This is a genomic window from Leisingera thetidis (genome assembly GCF_025857195.1).
In the GTDB taxonomy this organism is placed as follows: Bacteria; Pseudomonadota; Alphaproteobacteria; order Rhodobacterales; family Rhodobacteraceae; genus Leisingera; species Leisingera thetidis.
Genome location: NZ_CP109787.1, coordinates 3852780 through 3871250, shown reverse-complemented (window position 1 = coordinate 3871250; position 18471 = coordinate 3852780). Strand labels below are relative to the sequence as shown.

The window sequence follows — 18471 nt, the reverse complement described above, 5'->3', positions numbered from 1 at the left end:
GGGGCAGCGGGGCAACTAATTTGTTTCCTCTGACGGTGAGGGCTTGGGAAAAACTGGTAATGGCAGTAAAATAATTTTATCAGGGTTTCTTGTGCCCTGAAAAGATTTTGCGTATCGCGCCGCTGCGCGCTTGCCAGAGGACGTCAATAAGGAAGATAACACAGTGGCTAAACCCAAAGACGATACCGACGCAGTGGCACATAACTTGTCTCAAGATCCGCACCGTGTCCGCGAAGGCTCGGAAAAAGTCCTGGAAGTGGCCATCGGCCGCGAAGTGCGGTCGTTCCGGCGCCAGCAGGGCATCACAGTGGCGGATCTGGCCAATCTGACCGGTTTGTCGATTGGCATGCTGTCGAAGATCGAAAACGGCAACACCTCGCCGTCGCTGACCACGCTGCAGCTCCTGGCCAATGCGCTGAGCGTGCCGATCACATCGTTTTTCCGCCGCTTCGAGGAAACCCGCGAGGCTGTGCATACGCCTTCAGGCAAAGGGGTTGAGACCGAGCGGGCTGGCACCAGGGCAGGCCATCAGTACCAGCTGCTGGGGCATCTCGGCGCCAACGCCTCGGGGGTGATGGTGGAGCCCTATATGATCACCCTGACCGAGGAGTCGGATATCTTCCCGACCTTCCAGCATGACGGCATCGAGATGCTCTATATGCTGGAGGGCGAGGTGGACTACCGCCACGGTGACAAGGTGTTCCCGCTGCAGCCGGGGGACACGCTGTTTTTTGATGCCGATGCGCCGCACGGGCCGGAAGAGCTGATCAAGCTGCCCGCGCGCTACCTGTCGATCATTTCCTACCCGCAGTCGAGCTGATCCGCGGCGGGGCGGGGCTCCCGCCCGCTCCGGAACATCTGAAGATATTCCTGCACAGTTGGGCGTGGCGCCGCGCGATGCGCGGCGCGGCGGCGTCATGCAGCGGGCATTCCGTTTGCGGCCGGGGCAGCGCGCGAAGCGCGCTGCCCGGCCCAACGCTGCGCTGGGGGCAGGCGGAGCCTGCGGTCTGATGCAGGGGCGGGAGGCCTGCCGGCCGCGAAAAAAAACTGCCGGGCCAGAGGCGGCGGCAGTCAGTGAGGCGGGCCATAAGTGACAGGGGGTAGGGACGGCCCGCCAAGTCCGCTCGGGATCAGTCGTCGTCGGCCCAGATGCCGTCGGAAGTCGGGCTGCCGTCGTCATATTGCGAGAGCCATTCGACCATCATCGGCCGGTTGTCGATGAAGCCCTTGTAGGTCGCCAGCTCCTCGGGCAGATCGCGGATCACCCGGTGCAGGCGGCGGCCCCATTTCGGCACCGTCACCAGATCGTTGAAGCTGATCAGGTAGCAGCGGATCGGGAATACCAGCGCGTTGGAGCGCGGCAGCCGGAAGAAGGTCTGCAGTTCGACCCGCAGGTGCTGCTTGCTGCCCAGGTTCTCCATCGTGAGGTCCTGCTTCATCTCGCCCCACTTGTGGTAGTTCTCGGGGCTGGTGTCGAGCAGCGGGTTCACGGTCATGGTCCAGTTCAGGCGCCGCGCGGGCTGGCCCTGCTGGATGTTCAGGAGGAACTTCAGGGCGCGCACGAAGATTCCCATCTCATGCGCCTTCGGCACCGGGGCATGCCATTCGAAGAAGTTCATGCCGATGTCGAAATCCAGGCTCCAGTCGGCCTGGGTGGTGACCATGCCGGCATCCATCCACAGGTTGTCGTCGCGCTGGTCCAGCATCGCAAAGTCGCCCTGGGTCTGGCGGGTGATGTATTCCATCGGGCCGTAGGGCAGGGTGCTCTCATCGAGGAAGGTGAAGGTGTCGTCGATGCCCAGGGGCTTGTTCACCCAGCGCCAGCGGTTGCCGTTCTTGTGCAGCTCGAACAGGTCGGGGTATTCGCGCGCCTTGGCTTCCATGATCAGCTCGACCAGGTCCCAGCCTGCCAGCGTCATATGCGGCAGCGACTGGCAGCGCAGCGGATCGTCCGCCAGCACCTGGGCACGGTCCTTCATCTCCGAGACATAATGCTCGTCGACGTCGAAGGTGCGCTCGAACACCGAGCCGGGCCGGTAGGAGGTGTGCGGCTCCATGTTCACCGAATACATGTAGCTGTCTTCGTGGAACGGGAAGGGGAAGCGCTTGATCGCCCATTCCGAGTTGCGGAAAGTGAAGTCCCCGCGGAAGGTTTCGTCGTTGAATTGGATCGTCATTTCTCTCTCCCTCAGCGGTCCAGGACCAGAGTCTTGCCCTCAAAACGCGACACGCAAGGCATGATATGCTTGCCGCCGGCCTTCTGCTCGTCTGTCAGCCAGTGATCGTGGTGCAGGAACTTGCCGTCATAGCCGATCACATTGGTCTCGCACTGGCCGCAGGCGCCGCCGCGGCAGAGATAGGGGGCGTCGATGCCGGCCGCTTCCAGCGCTTCCAGCAGCGACTGGTGCTCGCCCACCTGGACCACCTTGTTGGAGACCGCGCATTTCACCTCGAACGGCTTGCCGGAAGCCGGGGCCAGGAATTCCTCGGAATGCACCGCCTCGCGCGGCCAGCCCATTTCCGATGCGGTGCCATGCACCCAGTTGATCATGCCCTTGGGGCCGCAGACGTAGACATGAGTCCCCAGCGGCTGGTTGGCGAGAAGGGCGGGCAGGTCGATCGCCTCCTTCTGGTCGTCATGGTAGACATGCACCTTGCCCGGGTAGCGTTCGGTCAGTTCCTTGGCGTAGGTGCCCAGCGATGCCGTGCGGACCGAATAGTGCAGCTCGAACCGGCCGCCCATCATGGCAAGCTGGTGCATCTGCGCCATGAAGGGGGTGATGCCGATGCCGCCGGCCAGCATCAGATGCTTCTTGGCGCGCAGATCCAGCGAGAACAGGTTCACCGGGTTGGAGATTACCATCTCCATGCCCTCTTTCACCTTGCTGTGCATGAACTTGGAGCCGCCGCGGCCCTGATCGTCGCGGCGCACCGAAATCGTGTAGGCGCCGCGGTCGGCGGGGTTGGACATCAATGAGTAGGCATTGAGCCGGGTGATATCGCCGTCCTGCATCTCGACCACGGTGTGGGCGCCGCCCGAGAAGGTGGGCAGGCCGCCGCCGCCGGTGCGGACGAATTTGAAACGGGTGACCAGATCGTTGATCGGTTTGACCTCGGCCACGGTGACATTCAGTTTTGCGGTGCCAGCACTCATTTGAACAGCTCCACTTTCTCGGGGATATTGCCCGGATCTTCGGCATCCACCCGCACGCCCTGGAAGGCGGCAATGCGGCGCGAATAGTGGTCGCGCACAAACAGGCTCAGGCCGCAGTGGCTGCATTCGAAGGGATCGGTGGTGACGTCCTCGGTGATGCCCTTGCAGTGCACGCATTGCATGCGCCGCGCGGTCGAGCCGCGGTGTTCGGTCTGGATCGCGGTATGCGGGATGCCGGCCGAAGTGGCCTCGTACATGGCCTGGCCCATCAGGCTCTCGGTGCCGGTCAGATAGACCTGGGTGCCCATGTGGCAGTCCTGCAGGGCGCGGCGGATGCGGCTTTGCGCGGCCTCGTAGGACGGGCCGCAGTAATACTGGCCGGCACCCAGCGCTTCCAGCTGGCTGCTGTATTTGGTGCCGGTCTTCTTGGGGATGTAGATGATGTGGGCCTTGGCCCAGAAGTCCTTGTCCACGGTTTTCGCGAGGTCAAGAATCGCCTCGGCGCCCTCGGCGTCGGCAATCATCAGGTGGCCGCCGCCGGGGCGGGCTTCAAGCTCGCCGTAGACGGGGCGGCTTTTGATCGAAGGGGGGAATTCGGTCTTAGACATGTGGGTCGCTTTTCCTGCAGTCCGGGTGAACGGAAGCGGGCGCCCCCGGAGTGGGGACGCCCGGGATTCGGCTCAGCCTTTTGCGGTCCGGCGTTTCTTGTCCGGATCATGGAACGGCATTTCCGCTGCAACGCAGGGGATCTCGCCAGTGGAGTTCTTGACGGTCAGCTGGACGCCGGGTTCGGCGCAGTCGACCGGCATGCGGGCAATGCCGACGTTGTGCTCGTTCAGGGGCGAGTACATGCCGATGGTGACAACACCCACCTGCTTGCCGTCCTTCAGCAGCGGCGCGCCTTCTTCAGCCGGTTCGGTGCCGTCCAGTTTGACGCCGTAGATCTTGAAGCGCTCCTTGCCTTTCAGGCGGTAGTGCTCCTCGGCGCCGCGGAAGCCGGTCTTGCCCGGAGAAACGGTGAAGTCGAGGCCGAGCTCCCACAGTGTATCACCGCATTTCTCATTCTCGAAGGGGTACATCTCCGAGTTGTCATAGGGGAAGAACAGCAGGTAGCTTTCCGCCCGCAGCAGGTCCAGCGTGGTGAAGCGGGTCGGGATGATGCCCATCTCGGCGCCTTTTTCCACCAGGTTGTCCCAGATGTGCGGCGCGTCCTGGCCGCGGCAGAAGATTTCATAGCCGCGCTCGCCGGTGTAGCCGGTGCGGGAGATGGTCACCGGCTTGTCGAACAGGGTGGTGTGGATGTGGCTGAAGTAGACCACATCGCGGATGCCGGGAACGCCCTGCTTTTCCAGGAAATCGACGGCGGCGGGGCCTTGCAGCGAAATGTCATGCAGGTTGTCGTCGAAGCGGATGTCGACGTCGCGGCCCTGCGCCGCCATGGTCAGGGTCTCGTGGCCCTGGCCGGAGCCGTGCACGACCATCCAGCTGTTCGGCCCCATGCGGTAGATGACGCAGTCGTCGATGAACTTGCCGTCGTCATTCAGCATGCAGGCATAGGTGCTGCGGCCGGGTTTGATCTTTTCCGGATTGCGGGTGGTCGCCCGGTCGATCACATAGCTGGCGTGCGGGCCGACGAGGTGCACTTTCTTGAGGCCGGACACGTCCATGAAGCCCGCCTTGGTGCGGATTGCCATGTATTCCTCGGTCTGGTCCTTGTCATAGGACCAGGCGGTGCCCATGCCGCTCCAGTCTTCCAGGTCCGAACCCATCGCCCGGTGGCGGTCAGCAAGGGTTGAGAAGCGCCAGGATGCAGTCATTTTCTAGATCTCCCTATTGGTGCGGACCAAAATTCTTGATTTGGTTCCATTGGTCTGGTCCAGTTAGCCAAGAGAGGGGGCCCTCTGTCAACGATTATTCCTATCAGGAAAAAGATTTTGCTTAAAAGGCCGGTTCCGAACGGCTTTGCGGCATGAGTCGGCCTGAATCGGTCATTTCCGCGGGTTGCTTGGGGTTGCGGGGGCAGGCAGATGACCCGCTCAGAGTGAGAATCGGCTGGTCCCGTGCCGGAGATTCGAGTGATTCCGCCGCAAATTGGCTGCCGCGGCATGGATTCGGCGGCGGTCCCGGAAAGAAACTGCGGTCCGCGGCCGGGGACTGGCAGGGCGCACTTAGCCGTTCGATGTCTGGGGCTTACGGGCGGCGGAAGAGCAGGGAGGCCACCGGCTCGGGCCGGAGGGAGTTTCTCCAAAGGTAACTAATTTTCACATGATTATTGACAGCTCAGCCCTCCGGGACACAATAATAAGGAAAATAATATTCCCAAGAGGCAAAAAGCCCGGGAAAACTGCCAACAGGAGGGCATAAAATTGGACGGAAATCTGAACGCGTTAACAACGGTGTTCACCGAGTTCTATTACTGGGTGACCGTTGTCTTCATGTTCCTCATTCACGTGGGGTTTTGCATGTACGAGGTCGGCGCAAGCCGCCATCGTAACCACATGCACACACTGATGAAGAACATCATGATCATTCCGCTGGTCACGGTGACATTCTTCTTCTTCGGCTGGTGGATCTACTGGTCCTTCCCGAACTTCCCGTTCTTCGGCGGGCTGAACCATGAAGCCGCTTCCGCGAACCTGCCGTGGTCGCAGAACATGGCCCCCAACCTTTCGGACCGGATCACCGGGGTTTTCTGGGCAGCGTTCCTGCTGTTCTCCTGGACCGCGGCGTCGATCGTTTCCGGTGCGGTGATCGAACGGATCCGTTCGTCGGCCCTGTGGGTTCACGCGGTGATGATCGGTTCGGTGTTCTGGATCATCGATGCGGCCTGGGGCTGGCATGCCGAAGGCTGGATGGTGAAATACCTGGGCTACCACGATGCCTACGCGTCCGGCGTGATCCACGCGATTGCGGGCGGCTACGCGCTGGGTGTGATCATGGTGCTGGGGCCGCGGATCGGCAAGTTTGCCGCCGATGGCACGCCGCGCGATATTCCGCCGCATAACCCCTGGATGCTGACCATCGGCATTTTCCTGATCTATTCCGGTTTCTGGGGCTTCTACGCAGCCTGCAACATTCCGGCGATTTCGCCCGAAGGCATCGGCGGCTTGCTGACCGGCGAAACCTGGACGGCCACCAACATCTACCTGGCGCCGACCTCGCTGTCCGCGATCACCTTCAACTTCCTGATGTCGATGTCGGGCGGGCTGATGGCGGCTTATCTGGTGTCCAAGGGCGATGCGTTCTGGACCTTCTCCGGCGGTCTGGCCGGCATCATCACCGCATCTGCCGGCAATGATCTGTATCACCCGATCCAGGCGATGCTGGTGGGCGCTGTTGGCGTGGTGATTGTCTACAAGCTGCACCACTGGGTCGAACGCACCTTCAAGCTCGACGATGCTGTCGGTGCTGTGGCCGTGCACGGCTATTCCGGTGTTGTGGGCCTGATCATCGCGGGCTTCCTGCTGTGGGGCGCGCCGAGCTCGCCTTATGAAGGGTTCGCAACCGTCAATCCGGTGGGCCAAACCCTTGGCGCGGTCATCATGTTCGGCGTCCTGGGCTGGCTGCCGGGCTATGTGATCTCGCGGATCCAGGCTGCGGCAGGCGTGCTGCGGATCCCGGTCGAGGTCGAGCTGCAAGGTCTCGATTACGCCGAGCACCATGCCTACGAAGACGCCAAGGCGGCCATCATCGAGGCTGACAAGGCAGCTTTGATGGGCAGTTCCAAAGTCCCCGCAGAATAAGGAGAACGAAATGTCGACCATTGGTTATGACAGCTGGGCCGTGGACCTGGCGGAGGTTGGACCGGTCTACCCGTTCCAAGGATACGAAATCCTGATGGTGGCCCTGGGGGTGATCTTCTGGATTGGCTGGCACCGGGCCCAGTTTGTGCGGGAAAGCCAGCACCTGGAGAAGGCCAAGCGTATGGGAGATACGGAAAAAATAAACGCCCTTCTTGAGAAGTACTGAGCCGGAGCTTTGGAAGACGCGCCCATGTGGCGCGTCTTTTCCTTCCGTCAGAGGAAAAAAAGTTTCATAAGAGTTGAACGGTCGCTCGCAAGGTGCTAGCGTTGATTCGAGATGAAAAGTAGGAGGCACACCCATGTGCGGGATTGTCGGTCTTTTTCTAAAAGACAAATCACTTGAGCCTAAGCTGGGCGATATGCTCACCGATATGCTCATCACCATGACGGACCGCGGTCCGGACAGCGCCGGTATTGCCATCTATGGGGCTGATACCGCAGGGCGGACCAAGCTTACGGTTCAGTCCGATACGCCGGATCAGGCGTTCGAAGGGCTGGACGGCGCGCTGGCCGAAGCCCTGAGCGGCGATGTATCGATCCGGGTGATCGATACCCATGCGGTTCTCGAGATGCCCGCGGGCAAGGAAGAGGACGCGCGCAACGCCCTGGCCGAGCTGCGCCCCGGCATGCGCATCATGAGCGCCGGCGAAGCGATCGAGATCTACAAGGAAGTGGGTCTGCCCGAAAAGGTCGCCGAGCGCTTCAACGTGCGCGGCATGAGCGGCAGCCACGGCATCGGCCACACCCGTATGGCCACTGAATCCGCCGTCACCACCGAGGGCGCCCACCCGTTCTCGACCGGACTGGACCAGTGCCTGGTGCACAACGGTTCGCTGTCCAACCACAACGCGCTGCGCCGCCGCCTGAAGCGCGAAGGCGTGCGCATCGAAAGCCAGAACGACACCGAAGTCGGTGCCGCCTATCTGACCTGGAAGATGCAGAACGGTGCCACCTTGGGTGAAGCCCTGGAAGGCACGCTGGAGGATCTCGACGGTTTCTTCAACTTTGTCGTTGGCACCAAGGACGGCTTTGGCGTGGTCCGTGACCCGATCGCCTGCAAGCCGGCCGTGATGGCGGAAACCGACCAGTATGTGGCATTCGGCAGCGAATACCGCGCGCTGGTGAATCTGCCGGGCATCGAAGACGCCAAGGTCTGGGAGCCCGAACCCGCAACCGTTTACTTCTGGAACCACTAAGATGCAGACATATGATCTTGAAGCAAATGGCCTGCGCGGTCTGAACTCGGCCCTGCAGGAACTGAACGGCAGCTCCAACAAGACTGCCTGGGAAATCGTCAACCCCAAGGGCAGCCATGCGATTGCCGTCGGCTTGAACTCGCCCGTTGACGTCACCGTCAAGGGCTCCACCGGCTACTACTGCGCCGGCATGAACCAGCAGGCGACCGTCAGGGTCGAAGGCTCGGTCGGCCCCGGGGTTGCGGAAAACATGATGTCCGGCACCGTGATCGTCGAAGGCGACGCCAGCCAGTACGCCGGGGCGACCGGCCAGGGCGGGCTGCTGGTGATCAAGGGCAACGCGTCCTCGCGCTGCGGCATCTCGATGAAGGGCATCGACATTGTCGTGCACGGCAACATCGGCCACATGTGCGCCTTCATGGGGCAGGCCGGCAACCTGGTTGTGCTCGGCGATGCCGGGGATGCGCTGGGCGACTCCTGCTACGAGGCGCGGTTCTTTGTGCGCGGTTCGGTCAAGAGCCTGGGTGCCGACTGCATCGAAAAGGAAATGCGCCCCGAGCATATCGAGATCCTCAAGGATCTGCTGGCGCGCGCCGGTGCAGACGCCAAGCCGGAAGAGTTCAAGCGCTACGGTTCGGCCCGCAAGCTCTACAACTTCGATGTCGATAACGCGCAAGCGTACTAAGGACAGGGATCACAAACATGGATAGCACTAAAATCCCCCGCACGGTCCCGATCCAGTCGGCGACTTTCTCCAACCCGATCAACGCGGAAATCCGCCGGGCTGCGGCCACCGGGATCTACGACATCCGCGGCGGCGGCGCCAAGCGCCGGGTCCCGCATTTCGATGACCTGCTGTTCCTCGGCGCATCGGTTTCCCGCTACCCGCTCGAAGGCTACCGCGAGAAATGCGAAACCAAGGTGACGCTGGGCACCCGTTTTGCCAAAAAGCCGATCGAGCTGGACATCCCGATCACCATCGCCGGCATGAGCTTCGGTGCGCTTTCGGGCCCTGCCAAGGAAGCCCTGGGCCGCGGTGCGTCCGCAGCCGGCACCTCGACCACCACCGGTGACGGCGGCATGACCCCGGAAGAGCGCGGCCATTCCACCAAGCTGGTCTACCAGTACCTGCCGTCCCGCTACGGCATGAACCCCGACGATCTGCGCAAGGCGGATGCGATCGAGGTCGTGGTCGGCCAGGGCGCCAAGCCGGGCGGCGGCGGCATGCTGCTGGGCCAGAAGATTTCCGACCGCGTGGCGCATATGCGCTGCCTGCCCAAGGGTATCGACCAGCGTTCCGCCTGCCGCCACCCTGACTGGACCGGCCCGGATGATCTGGAAATCAAGATCCTCGAGCTGCGTGAAATCACCGACTGGCAGGTTCCGATCTACGTCAAGGTCGGCGGCACCCGTCCCTACTATGACACCGCCCTGGCGGTGAAAGCCGGCGCCGACGTGGTGGTGCTGGACGGCATGCAGGGCGGCACCGCTGCCACCCAGGACGTGTTCATCGAGCATGTCGGCCTGCCGACGCTGGCCTGCATCCGCCCTGCCGTGCAGGCGCTGCAGGATCTGGGCGTGCACCGCGAAGTGCAGCTGGTTGTCTCCGGCGGCATCCGCACCGGCGCCGACGTGGCCAAGGCCATGGCGCTGGGGGCTGACGCGGTTGCCATCGGCACCGCGGCGCTGATCGCACTGGGCGACAACGACCCGAAATGGGAATCCGAGTACCAGAAACTGGGCACCACCACTGGCGCCTATGACGACTGGCACGAGGGCAAGGACCCGGCCGGGATCACCACCCAGGACGCCGAGCTGATGAAACGGGTCGATCCCGTTGATGCCGGCCGCCGCCTGCGCAACTATCTCAAGGTGATGACGCTGGAGGCGCAGACCATTGCCCGCGCCTGCGGCCACAACCACCTGCACAACCTCGAGCCCGAGGACCTGTGCGCCCTGACCATGGAAGCCGCCGCAATGGCGCGCGTGCCGCTGGCCGGTACCGACTGGTACCCCGGCAAAGCAGGGTTCTGATCATTGCCGGGACGCGGCCCGATGCGGCGCCGCGTCCCACGACAAACACCTTCAACAGGGAAAGGAAGTAGGACCATGACGACAGATCTGGCTGCTTTCGCTAAAGAAAAAGGCGTCAAATACTTCATGATCTCCTTCACCGACTTGTTCGGTGGCCAGCGCGCCAAACTGGTGCCGGCCGAGGCGATCGCGGACATGCAGGAAGACGGGGCCGGCTTTGCCGGTTTTGCCACTTGGCTTGACCTCACCCCTGCGCACCCCGACATGCTGGCGGTGCCGGATCCGTCGTCGGTGATCCAGCTGCCGTGGAAGCCGGAGGTTGCCTGGGTGGCGGCCAACTGCGTGATGGAAGGCAAGGACGTGGCCCAGGCGCCGCGCAACGTGCTGCGCCGCCTGATCAAGGAGGCCGCCGCCGAGGGCCTGCATGTGAAGACCGGCATCGAAGCCGAATTCTTCCTGCTGACCCCGAACGGCGAGGAAATCTCGGACCCTTACGACACCGCGGAAAAACCCTGCTACGACCAGCAGGCGATGATGCGCCGCTATGACGTGATCCGCGAGATCTGCGACTACATGCTGGAGCTGGGCTGGGGCGCCTACCAGAACGACCACGAGGACGCCAACGGCCAGTGGGAAATGAACTGGGACTTCGACGACGCCCTGGCGACCGCCGACAAGCACAGCTTCTTCAAGTTCATGGCTAAGGCTGTTGCTGAAAAGCACGGCTTCCGCGCCACCTTCATGCCCAAGCCCGTCGAGGGCCTGACCGGTAACGGCTGCCATGCGCATATCTCGGTCTGGGACGCGCCGGGCAAGGATTCCCGCGTCAACGTCTTTGCCGCTGAAAAAGGCCAAGGCCAGATTGCCGAACTGGGCCTGTCCGAGCAGGGCGGCTACTTCCTCGGCGGCATCATGAAGCATGCCTCGGCGCTGGCGGCGATCACCAACCCGACGGTGAACTCCTACAAGCGCATCAACGCGCCGCGCACCATGTCCGGTGCCACCTGGGCGCCCAACACCGTGACCTGGACCGGCAACAACCGCACCCACATGGTGCGCGTCCCGGGCCCCGGCCGGTTCGAGCTGCGCCTGCCCGACGGGGCGGTGAACCCCTACCTGCTGCAGGCGGTGATCATCGCCGCAGGCCTCTCCGGTGTCCGCACCAAGGCCGACCCGGGCCCGCGCCGCGACATCGACATGTATGCCGAAGGCCATTCGATCACCGACGCGCCCAAGCTGCCGCTGAACATGCTGGACGCGCTGCGGTTCTACGACAAGGATGACGGTCTGAAATCGATGATGGGCGAGGAGTTCTCCGGCGCCTACCTGAAGATGAAGCAGCAGGAGTGGAACTCCTTCGTCAACCACTTCTCCCGCTGGGAAAAGGACAACACGCTGGATATCTGATCCGGTAGTGATTCCCCCTGTCCGGTCTTCGGCCGGACCTCGACGGCCCGGGCTCTGCCCGGGCCCTTTTTTTGTTTGCGGCAGCCCTTGCCGTATTTGCGCCGTTTTCACCCGGGGTGAAATTCCGCCTGTTTCCGATCGGCGCCGGAAACACCGGAAACACCCTGTTTTTCTGGTGAATCTGCTCAGGAATGTGTTGACGTTGAGGAAAAAAATTTGAGTAATAGGAATATAACTTGCCTCGCAAGGAACACTTGCCGCGGGGCCCGAACCGGAACAGATGGCAAAGGGAGACGGCCATGAGCTACAAGAGTGACATTGAGATCGCGCGGGAAGCGCAGAAGAAACCGATCCAGGAGATTGGTGCGAAGATCGGGATTTCCAATGACGATCTGCTGCCCTACGGCCACGACAAGGCGAAGGTGTCGCAGCGGTTCATCAACTCGGTGCAGTCGAAGGACGACGGCAAGCTGATCCTGGTGACGGCGATCAACCCGACGCCGGCGGGCGAAGGCAAGACCACCACCACCGTGGGCCTCGGCGACGGGCTGAACCGGATCGGCAAGAACGCGATGATCTGCATCCGCGAAGCCTCCCTCGGCCCGAACTTCGGCATGAAGGGCGGCGCCGCGGGCGGCGGCTATGCCCAGGTGGTGCCGATGGAGGAGATGAACCTCCACTTCACCGGCGACTTCCATGCCATCACCTCGGCGCATTCGCTGCTCAGCGCGATGATCGACAACCACATTTACTGGGGCAATGAGTGCGACATCGACACCCGCCGCGTCGCCTGGCGCCGGGTCGTGGACATGAACGACCGCGCCCTGCGGGTGATCACCGCCAGCTTGGGCGGCGTGTCCAACGGCTTCCCGCGCGAAGCCGGCTTTGACATCACCGTGGCCTCGGAAGTGATGGCGATCCTGTGCCTCGCCAACGACCTGAAGGACCTGGAAAAGCGCCTCGGCGACATCATCGTGGCCTACCGCCGCGACAAGACCCCGGTCTACTGCCGCGACATCAAGGCCGAAGGCGCGATGACCGTGCTCTTGAAGGACGCGATGCAGCCGAACCTGGTGCAGACGCTGGAAAACAACCCGGCCTTCGTGCACGGCGGCCCGTTCGCCAACATCGCGCATGGCTGCAACTCGGTGATCGCCACCAAGACCGCCCTGAAAGTGGCCGACTACGTGGTCACCGAAGCCGGCTTCGGTGCCGACCTGGGCGCCGAGAAGTTCATGAACATCAAGTGCCGCAAGGCAGGCATCGCGCCGTCGGCGGTGGTGCTGGTGGCCACCGTGCGCGCGATGAAGATGAACGGCGGCGTCGCCAAGGCGGATCTCGGCGCCGAGAATGTCGACGCGGTGAACAACGGCTGCGCCAACCTCGGCCGCCACATCGAGAACGTCAAATCCTTCGGCGTGCCGGTGGTGGTTGCGATCAACCACTTCGTCACCGACACCGATGCCGAAGTGCAGGCGGTGAAGGACTACTGCGCCACCCACGGCGTCGAGGCGGTGCTGTCGCGCCACTGGGAGCTGGGGTCGGAAGGCTCTGCCGATCTGGCGCAGAAGGTTGTCGAGATCGTCGACGCGGGCCAGGCCAACTTCTCGCCGATCTACCCCGACGACATGCCGCTGTTCGAGAAGATCGAAACCATCGCCAAGCGCATCTACCGCGCCGACGAGGTGCTGGCGGACAACAAGATCCGCAACCAGCTGAAGGAATGGGAAGAGGCGGGCTACGGCAATCTGCCGGTCTGCATGGCCAAGACCCAGTACTCCTTCTCGACCGACCCGTCCTTGCGCGGTGCGCCGGTGGGCCATTCGGTGCCGGTGCGCGAAGTGCGGCTGTCGGCCGGTGCCGGCTTCATCGTGGCGGTCTGCGGCGAGATCATGACGATGCCCGGCCTGCCGCGCAAGCCGGCCTCGGAAACCATCCGCCTGAATGACGACGGCCAGATCGAAGGCTTGTTCTGAGCCGCGATATGCGCAATTCACGGCCCGGGACCATCCCCGGGCCGTGAGAGTTTGAAGACATGACCAAAGTGACACCGCCGCAGGATTGCCAGTCGATGGCGGAGCTGCGGGCGCAGATCGACCACCTGGACCGGGTGCTGGTGCAGATGCTGGCGCAGCGGGCGGGCTACATCGACCGGGCGATTGCGCTGAAGCAGCAGAACGGCTGGCCGGCGCGGATCCCGGAACGGGTCGAGGAAGTGGTCATGAATGCCCGCGCCGCGGCGGAAGGGCAGGGGCTGGACCCCGCTCTGGCAGAAGATCTGTGGCGGCAGCTGGTGGAGTGGTCGATTGCCCGCGAATCGCGGGTGATCCGGGAAGAGTGATGCCGGGCCGGGATCTGCGCGGGGGCATCACGGCCAAAGGTAAGGACTGATGGCGCGCGCAGGGCCTGCGGGGCGCCCGCAAAAGGAAGAGAGCAAATGGCAGCAACATTGATTGACGGCAAGGCCTTTGCGGCCAAGGTGCGCGGCCAGGTGGCCGAGCATGTGGCGCGGCTGAAGACGGAGCACGGCATCACCCCTGGGCTGGCGGTGGTGCTGGTGGGCGAGGATCCGGCCTCCCAGGTCTATGTGCGCTCCAAGGGCAAGAGCACCGTCGAGGTGGGGATGAACTCCTTCGAGCACAAGCTGGCGCCGACCATCTCGGAGCAGGAGCTGCTGGGGCTGATCGATCAGCTGAACAATGATCCCGCCGTGCACGGCATCCTGGTGCAGCTGCCGCTGCCCAAGCACCTGGACGAGGACCTGGTGATCAACTCGATCGCGCCGGAGAAGGACGTGGACGGCTTCCACATCTCCAACGTCGGCCTGCTGGGCACCGGCCAGAAGTCGATGGTGCCCTGCACGCCCTTGGGCTGCCTGATGATGCTGCGCGACCACCACGGCTCCCTCTCGGGCATGGATGCGGTGGTGATCGGCCGCTCCAACATCGTCGGCAAGCCGATGGCGCAATTGCTGCTGGGCGACAGCTGCAGCGTGACGATTGCGCATTCGCGCACCAGGGATCTGCCCGATGTGGTGCGCCGCGCCGACATCGTGGTGGCCGCGGTGGGCCGCCCGGAAATGGTGCCGGGCGACTGGATCAAGGAGGGTGCCACGGTGATCGACGTCGGCATCAACCGCATCGAGCGCGACGGCAAGACCAAGCTGGTGGGCGATGTCGATTTTGCCTCGGCTGCCGAGCGCGCCGGCGCCATCACCCCGGTGCCGGGCGGCGTCGGCCCGATGACCATCGCCTGCCTGCTGGCCAACACCGTCACCGCCTGCTGCCGTGCCAACGGCCTGGCCGAGCCGGAAGGGCTGACCGCCTAAGCGGCGCCGCAGACCAGCAACGCTCAGGTTAGATACTCCCGCCGGAACGCCTCCGGCGGGAGTGTTTTTTGGGAAACGTTCCAGTGGAGCGTTTCCCCCGCGAACGGGCGGAACCCTTTTGGAATGAGGAGGGGGCGGCGTCAGGACAGCTGTCAGAAACCGAGATAGGCAATGCCGCCGAAAGCGACGGCCACGCTGATCCACTGCACCCGGTTCATGTTTTCGCGCAACAGGAGCCAGGCCAGAACAACTGTGACAAGTCCGAAAAGCGACGCGCTGACCGAAGCGAATTCGGGGCGGGGCAGGCTGCCGGAATAGATCACCAGACCGAGCGCGACGGCATCCAATGCGCCCATCAGACCCAGAAGCGGCAGCAGCTTGCGGGAGGGAAGCCGCACCATCCGGCTGAGATGCGCCAAGCTGAGCAGGAGCAGAATGGCGGCAACGCGTGTCACAATCAGGACCGGAAGTTCGGCTCCGGCCTGGGTTGCTGCCTGGCCGATGGCAAAGGTCAACGCAAAACCAATGGCCCCCGCCAGCCCCCACCCTGCGGCTTCCAGCTTCACCGGGCCGCCGTCATCAGAAGAAAAGAATGCAATACAGCCAACCCCGCCAATTACTGCGGCCACGGCAAGCCAATGGCCGGGACCGATGGGTTGGCCTTGCAGCATCGCCATGCCAAGCGACAGCGCCGGGTATGCGCCGACCAGCGGCGCGACCAGTCTTACCGGCCCCAGCGCAAAGGCGCGGTAAAGCGCATATGATCCTAGGGCAAAAATGGCGCCCGACAGTCCGGCCAGCCAGGCGGCGGTCAGGGTCATGGCCTGCCAGTCTCCTATGGTCAGGGCGGCCGCTGCAACCAGAATCGCCCCGGTGGCAAACACGATCAGCATGGCAGGAAGAATGCTGGTTTTCTGGGACACAAACCGCACGCAAAGATCGTGAATTCCCCAGGCCAGTGCCGCGGCCAGGCCAAGTAGCAGCGAGTGCATGGCGGTTATCCTTTCGTTTGCGGCATTCACCCCCAGGAAAATGACGCATCCCGGGCATTTGCCATTTTTCCGCAGAAAATCAACATGTTTGTTGATTAGAGTGGAGGAACGGAATATTCTTTTCAATAAATAAATATTCCGACTGTGCAAGTTTTGCCGGAGTCCAACAGGAGATGCGAGATGAATGACATGAGCTTCCCTGAAGTTGTCAAAGGGCCGCCGAAGCCCTCTGGTTTGTACCAGCCATCGGTGTTTTCGCTGCCCAAGGGGACCGAACGCTATGTGGTGGAGGGTTGCGGTGCAATCCTGATCCGGGTGGAAACCGGCGATAGCGTTACGGTGATCAACGAGGAGGGCGGCCAGCCCTGCGAGATCGTTGCAGCGGAGGACAAGGGACGGATCGACGCGGGGCTTATTGGTGCCGCGGCAAACAGTGATGCAGGCGGATTGAAGGCGCTGCTGACCTCCTCGGACCAGTCCCTGCGCGGTTTGCGCATGGGGATGGAGGCGCGCGGTATCGACCTGGCTCAGGGCGGCGCTGTGCGGTTGTTTGACAGCAGCACACCGGCCAGGACAGAGGAGAGCTTCACCGCGCAGCGCGACGGGGTCGTGATCATTGCCGCCCCCGGCGGGATCATGGATTTCGAGCGGCAGGACACGGCGACGCCGCTGACCGTCATGGTCAAGCGCGCGGTGATCAAGCAGGTGGCGCGGTTTGAACTGCCCGACCCGCTGGCCGATCCGGTGAGCGAGGTGCGGGTGCACAGCGCGACCGCGGAAAGCTATTTCGTGAAGGCGGGCGACTATATCCAGATCATCGACGTGGACGGCCGCCAGTGCACCGACTTCCAGTGTTTTGCCGCGCGCAAGCTGGACAAGGGGATCGAGCATGCGCTGGATGTGACCACGACGCGGACGCTGATGGGGCATGCCTATCCGATGCCGGGGCTGCATGCGAAATACTATGATCAGGACATGCTGCCGCTGGTCGAGGTGGTGCAGGACACCGTGGGCCGCCATGATGCTTTTGCCCTGGCCTGTGCGGCAAAGTACTATGACGATATCGGCTATCCCGGCCATGTGAACTGTTCGGATAATTTCAATCGCACGCTGGCGCAGCATGGTGTCACGCCGCGCGCGGGCTGGATGGCGATCAACTTCTTCTTCAACACCGGTCTTGATGAACACGGCGTCATGTATGCCGATGAGCCCTGGACCCGGCCCGGCGATTACGTGCTGCTCAGGGCGCTGACCGACCTGGTGTGTGTCAGCTCCGCCTGCCCGGATGACACCAGCGCCGCCAACGGCTGGAACCCCACCGACATTCACGTCCGCACCTACAGCGGCCAAGAGACCTTCAAGCGGGCGATTGCGTTCCGCGCGACCCCTGAATCGGAGCCCAAGATGACCAAGGAAACCGGTTTCCACGACCGCCTCAGCAAGATGACCCGCAATTTCATTGAGTATAACGGCTATTGGCTGGCTAACTGTTATGCCGAATCCGGACCGCTGGAGGAATACTGGGCCTGCCGGGAAAAATGCGTGGTGCTGGACCTGACGCCCCTGCGCAAGTTCGAGATCACCGGACCGGATTCCGAAGCACTGTGCCAATATATCTTTACCCGCAATATCAAGAAGCTGGCGGTGGGGCAGGTGGTTTATACCGCGATGTGCTACCCGCATGGCGGCATGATCGACGACGGCACCGTGTTCCGTCTGGGCAAGGACAACTTCCGCTGGATCGGCGGCTCGGACTATGGCGGGGAATGGATCCGCGAGCAGGCCGAGAAGCTGGGCCTGAACGTGCTGATCCGCTCGTCCACCGACATGCAGCACAATATTGCCGTGCAAGGCCCCGAAAGCCGGGATCTGCTGAAGAAGGTGATCTGGACTGCGCCGCACAATCCGACGCTGGAGGAGCTGGGCTGGTTCCGCTTCACCCCTGCGCGGATCGGTGATGAGCACGGCGTGCCGGTGGTGGTGTCGCGGACCGGTTATACCGGCGAGCTGGGCTATGAGATCTTCTGCCACCCCAAGCACGCAAGCGAAGTCTTTGATGCGGTCTGGGGCGCGGGCAAGGCCCATGGCATCCGCCCGATGGGGCTGGAGGCGCTGGACATGGTGCGGATCGAGGCCGGGCTGATCTTTGCCGGCTATGATTTCAGCGACCAGACAGATCCGTTTGAGGCCGGCATCGGCTTTACCGTGCCGCTGAAGTCGAAGGAAGATGACTTCATCGGCCGTGACGCGCTGATCCGGCGCAAGACCACGCCTGCACGCAAACTGGTGGGGCTGGACATCGACTCGTCCATTGACGTGGAGCATGGCGATTGCGTGCGGATCGGACGGGCGCAGATCGGTGAAGTGACCTCGTCGATGCGGTCGCCGCTGCTGGGCAAGAACATTGCACTGGCACGCGTGGATGTGGCCTGTGCCGAGCTGGGGACCGAAGTGGAGATCGGCAAACTTGACGGACATCAAAAACGCCTGCCTGCCAAGATTGTACCCTTTGCCCATTACGACCCGAAGAAGACCCGGCCTCAATCCTGAGGCCGGC

Annotated in this window: 16 protein-coding genes; 11 read left to right on the top strand and 5 right to left on the bottom strand. The window is 62.8% G+C overall.

Features of this window, described 5'->3' with window-relative positions; translation table 11 throughout:
• Window positions 1-163: 163 nt before the first annotated feature.
• Window positions 164-820 carry a helix-turn-helix domain-containing protein gene (locus OKQ63_RS18670; RefSeq protein WP_264211521.1) on the top strand — a complete coding sequence of 219 codons (657 nt, stop codon included), beginning with the start codon at window positions 164-166 and terminating at the stop codon, window positions 818-820.
• Between the two features lie 310 nt (window positions 821-1130).
• Here the strand turns inward: OKQ63_RS18670 and OKQ63_RS18665 are convergent, their stop codons facing one another.
• From OKQ63_RS18665 to OKQ63_RS18650, 4 genes are all read right to left on the bottom strand, one after another.
• Window positions 1131-2177, bottom strand: a complete 1047-nt coding sequence (locus OKQ63_RS18665; RefSeq protein ID WP_264211520.1) for a heme-dependent oxidative N-demethylase family protein — start codon at window positions 2175-2177, stop codon at window positions 1131-1133.
• An 11-nt stretch (window positions 2178-2188) separates the two neighbouring features.
• Window positions 2189-3154: a PDR/VanB family oxidoreductase gene (locus OKQ63_RS18660; RefSeq protein WP_264211519.1), complete on the bottom strand. Its 966-nt coding sequence runs from the start codon at window positions 3152-3154 to the stop codon at window positions 2189-2191.
• The gene (locus tag OKQ63_RS18655) at window positions 3151-3762 is read right to left on the bottom strand and encodes a dimethylamine monooxygenase subunit DmmA family protein (RefSeq protein WP_264211518.1); all 612 of its coding nucleotides are present in this window, start codon (window positions 3760-3762) and stop codon (window positions 3151-3153) included. Before OKQ63_RS18655 ends, OKQ63_RS18660 begins: the two co-directional genes overlap by 4 nt.
• Before the next feature lie 72 nt (window positions 3763-3834).
• Entirely contained in the window at window positions 3835-4971 is a 1137-nt protein-coding gene (locus tag OKQ63_RS18650) for an aminomethyl transferase family protein (RefSeq protein WP_264211517.1), read from the bottom strand.
• 549 nt (window positions 4972-5520) lie between these two features.
• Between OKQ63_RS18650 and OKQ63_RS18645 the strand changes: the two genes are divergently transcribed.
• From OKQ63_RS18645 to folD, 9 genes are all read left to right on the top strand, one after another.
• Entirely contained in the window at window positions 5521-6897 is a 1377-nt protein-coding gene (locus tag OKQ63_RS18645) for an ammonium transporter (protein WP_264211516.1), read from the top strand.
• Between the two features lie 10 nt (window positions 6898-6907).
• The gene (locus OKQ63_RS18640; protein ID WP_264211515.1) at window positions 6908-7123 is read left to right on the top strand and encodes a hypothetical protein; all 216 of its coding nucleotides are present in this window, start codon (window positions 6908-6910) and stop codon (window positions 7121-7123) included.
• A 133-nt stretch (window positions 7124-7256) separates the two neighbouring features.
• Window positions 7257-8153, top strand: coding sequence for a class II glutamine amidotransferase (locus OKQ63_RS18635; protein ID WP_264211514.1), 897 nt, complete (start codon window positions 7257-7259; stop codon window positions 8151-8153).
• Between the two features lies 1 nt (window position 8154).
• Window positions 8155-8838, top strand: a complete 684-nt coding sequence (locus OKQ63_RS18630) for a GXGXG domain-containing protein (protein ID WP_264211513.1) — start codon at window positions 8155-8157, stop codon at window positions 8836-8838.
• A 17-nt stretch (window positions 8839-8855) separates the two neighbouring features.
• Window positions 8856-10187 (top strand): FMN-binding glutamate synthase family protein, encoded by a 1332-nt coding sequence (locus tag OKQ63_RS18625; protein ID WP_264211512.1) that lies wholly within the window; start codon window positions 8856-8858, stop codon window positions 10185-10187.
• A gap of 75 nt (window positions 10188-10262) precedes the next feature.
• Window positions 10263-11594 (top strand): type III glutamate--ammonia ligase, encoded by a 1332-nt coding sequence (gene glnT, locus OKQ63_RS18620; protein ID WP_264211511.1) that lies wholly within the window; start codon window positions 10263-10265, stop codon window positions 11592-11594.
• 299 nt (window positions 11595-11893) lie between these two features.
• A complete protein-coding gene (locus tag OKQ63_RS18615) occupies window positions 11894-13570 on the top strand; it encodes a formate--tetrahydrofolate ligase (RefSeq protein ID WP_264211510.1) in 1677 nt (558 codons plus the stop codon).
• A 59-nt stretch (window positions 13571-13629) separates the two neighbouring features.
• On the top strand, window positions 13630-13935 hold the full coding sequence (locus OKQ63_RS18610; protein ID WP_264211509.1) for a chorismate mutase: 306 nt from the start codon (window positions 13630-13632) through the stop codon (window positions 13933-13935).
• A 96-nt stretch (window positions 13936-14031) separates the two neighbouring features.
• Window positions 14032-14922: a bifunctional methylenetetrahydrofolate dehydrogenase/methenyltetrahydrofolate cyclohydrolase FolD gene (folD, locus tag OKQ63_RS18605; protein ID WP_264211508.1), complete on the top strand. Its 891-nt coding sequence runs from the start codon at window positions 14032-14034 to the stop codon at window positions 14920-14922.
• A 152-nt stretch (window positions 14923-15074) separates the two neighbouring features.
• Here folD and OKQ63_RS18600 read toward each other — a convergent pair whose 3' ends face one another.
• Entirely contained in the window at window positions 15075-15914 is an 840-nt protein-coding gene (locus OKQ63_RS18600; RefSeq protein ID WP_264211507.1) for a DMT family transporter, read from the bottom strand.
• A 180-nt stretch (window positions 15915-16094) separates the two neighbouring features.
• On the opposite strand from OKQ63_RS18600, the gene OKQ63_RS18595 reads away from it, so the two are divergent.
• Window positions 16095-18464: a trimethylamine N-oxide demethylase gene (locus tag OKQ63_RS18595; protein ID WP_264211506.1), complete on the top strand. Its 2370-nt coding sequence runs from the start codon at window positions 16095-16097 to the stop codon at window positions 18462-18464.
• Window positions 18465-18471: the final 7 nt, after the last annotated feature.

Excerpts from the sequence above, each read along its gene's own strand:
- OKQ63_RS18610 (WP_264211509.1), top strand. The coding sequence starts at position 13,630 with ATGACCAAAGTGACACCGCCGCAGGATTGCCAGTCGATGGCGGAGCTG.
- OKQ63_RS18600 (WP_264211507.1), bottom strand. The coding sequence starts at position 15,914 with ATGCACTCGCTGCTACTTGGCCTGGCCGCGGCACTGGCCTGGGGAATT.
- OKQ63_RS18635 (WP_264211514.1), top strand. The coding sequence starts at position 7,257 with ATGTGCGGGATTGTCGGTCTTTTTCTAAAAGACAAATCACTTGAGCCT.
- OKQ63_RS18665 (WP_264211520.1), bottom strand. The coding sequence starts at position 2,177 with ATGACGATCCAATTCAACGACGAAACCTTCCGCGGGGACTTCACTTTC.
- OKQ63_RS18655 (WP_264211518.1), bottom strand. The coding sequence starts at position 3,762 with ATGTCTAAGACCGAATTCCCCCCTTCGATCAAAAGCCGCCCCGTCTAC.
- OKQ63_RS18615 (WP_264211510.1), top strand. The coding sequence starts at position 11,894 with ATGAGCTACAAGAGTGACATTGAGATCGCGCGGGAAGCGCAGAAGAAA.
- OKQ63_RS18650 (WP_264211517.1), bottom strand. The coding sequence starts at position 4,971 with ATGACTGCATCCTGGCGCTTCTCAACCCTTGCTGACCGCCACCGGGCG.
- OKQ63_RS18640 (WP_264211515.1), top strand. The coding sequence starts at position 6,908 with ATGTCGACCATTGGTTATGACAGCTGGGCCGTGGACCTGGCGGAGGTT.
- OKQ63_RS18630 (WP_264211513.1), top strand. The coding sequence starts at position 8,155 with ATGCAGACATATGATCTTGAAGCAAATGGCCTGCGCGGTCTGAACTCG.
- folD (WP_264211508.1), top strand. The coding sequence starts at position 14,032 with ATGGCAGCAACATTGATTGACGGCAAGGCCTTTGCGGCCAAGGTGCGC.
- OKQ63_RS18595 (WP_264211506.1), top strand. The coding sequence starts at position 16,095 with ATGAATGACATGAGCTTCCCTGAAGTTGTCAAAGGGCCGCCGAAGCCC.
- OKQ63_RS18625 (WP_264211512.1), top strand. The coding sequence starts at position 8,856 with ATGGATAGCACTAAAATCCCCCGCACGGTCCCGATCCAGTCGGCGACT.
- OKQ63_RS18660 (WP_264211519.1), bottom strand. The coding sequence starts at position 3,154 with ATGAGTGCTGGCACCGCAAAACTGAATGTCACCGTGGCCGAGGTCAAA.
- glnT (WP_264211511.1), top strand. The coding sequence starts at position 10,263 with ATGACGACAGATCTGGCTGCTTTCGCTAAAGAAAAAGGCGTCAAATAC.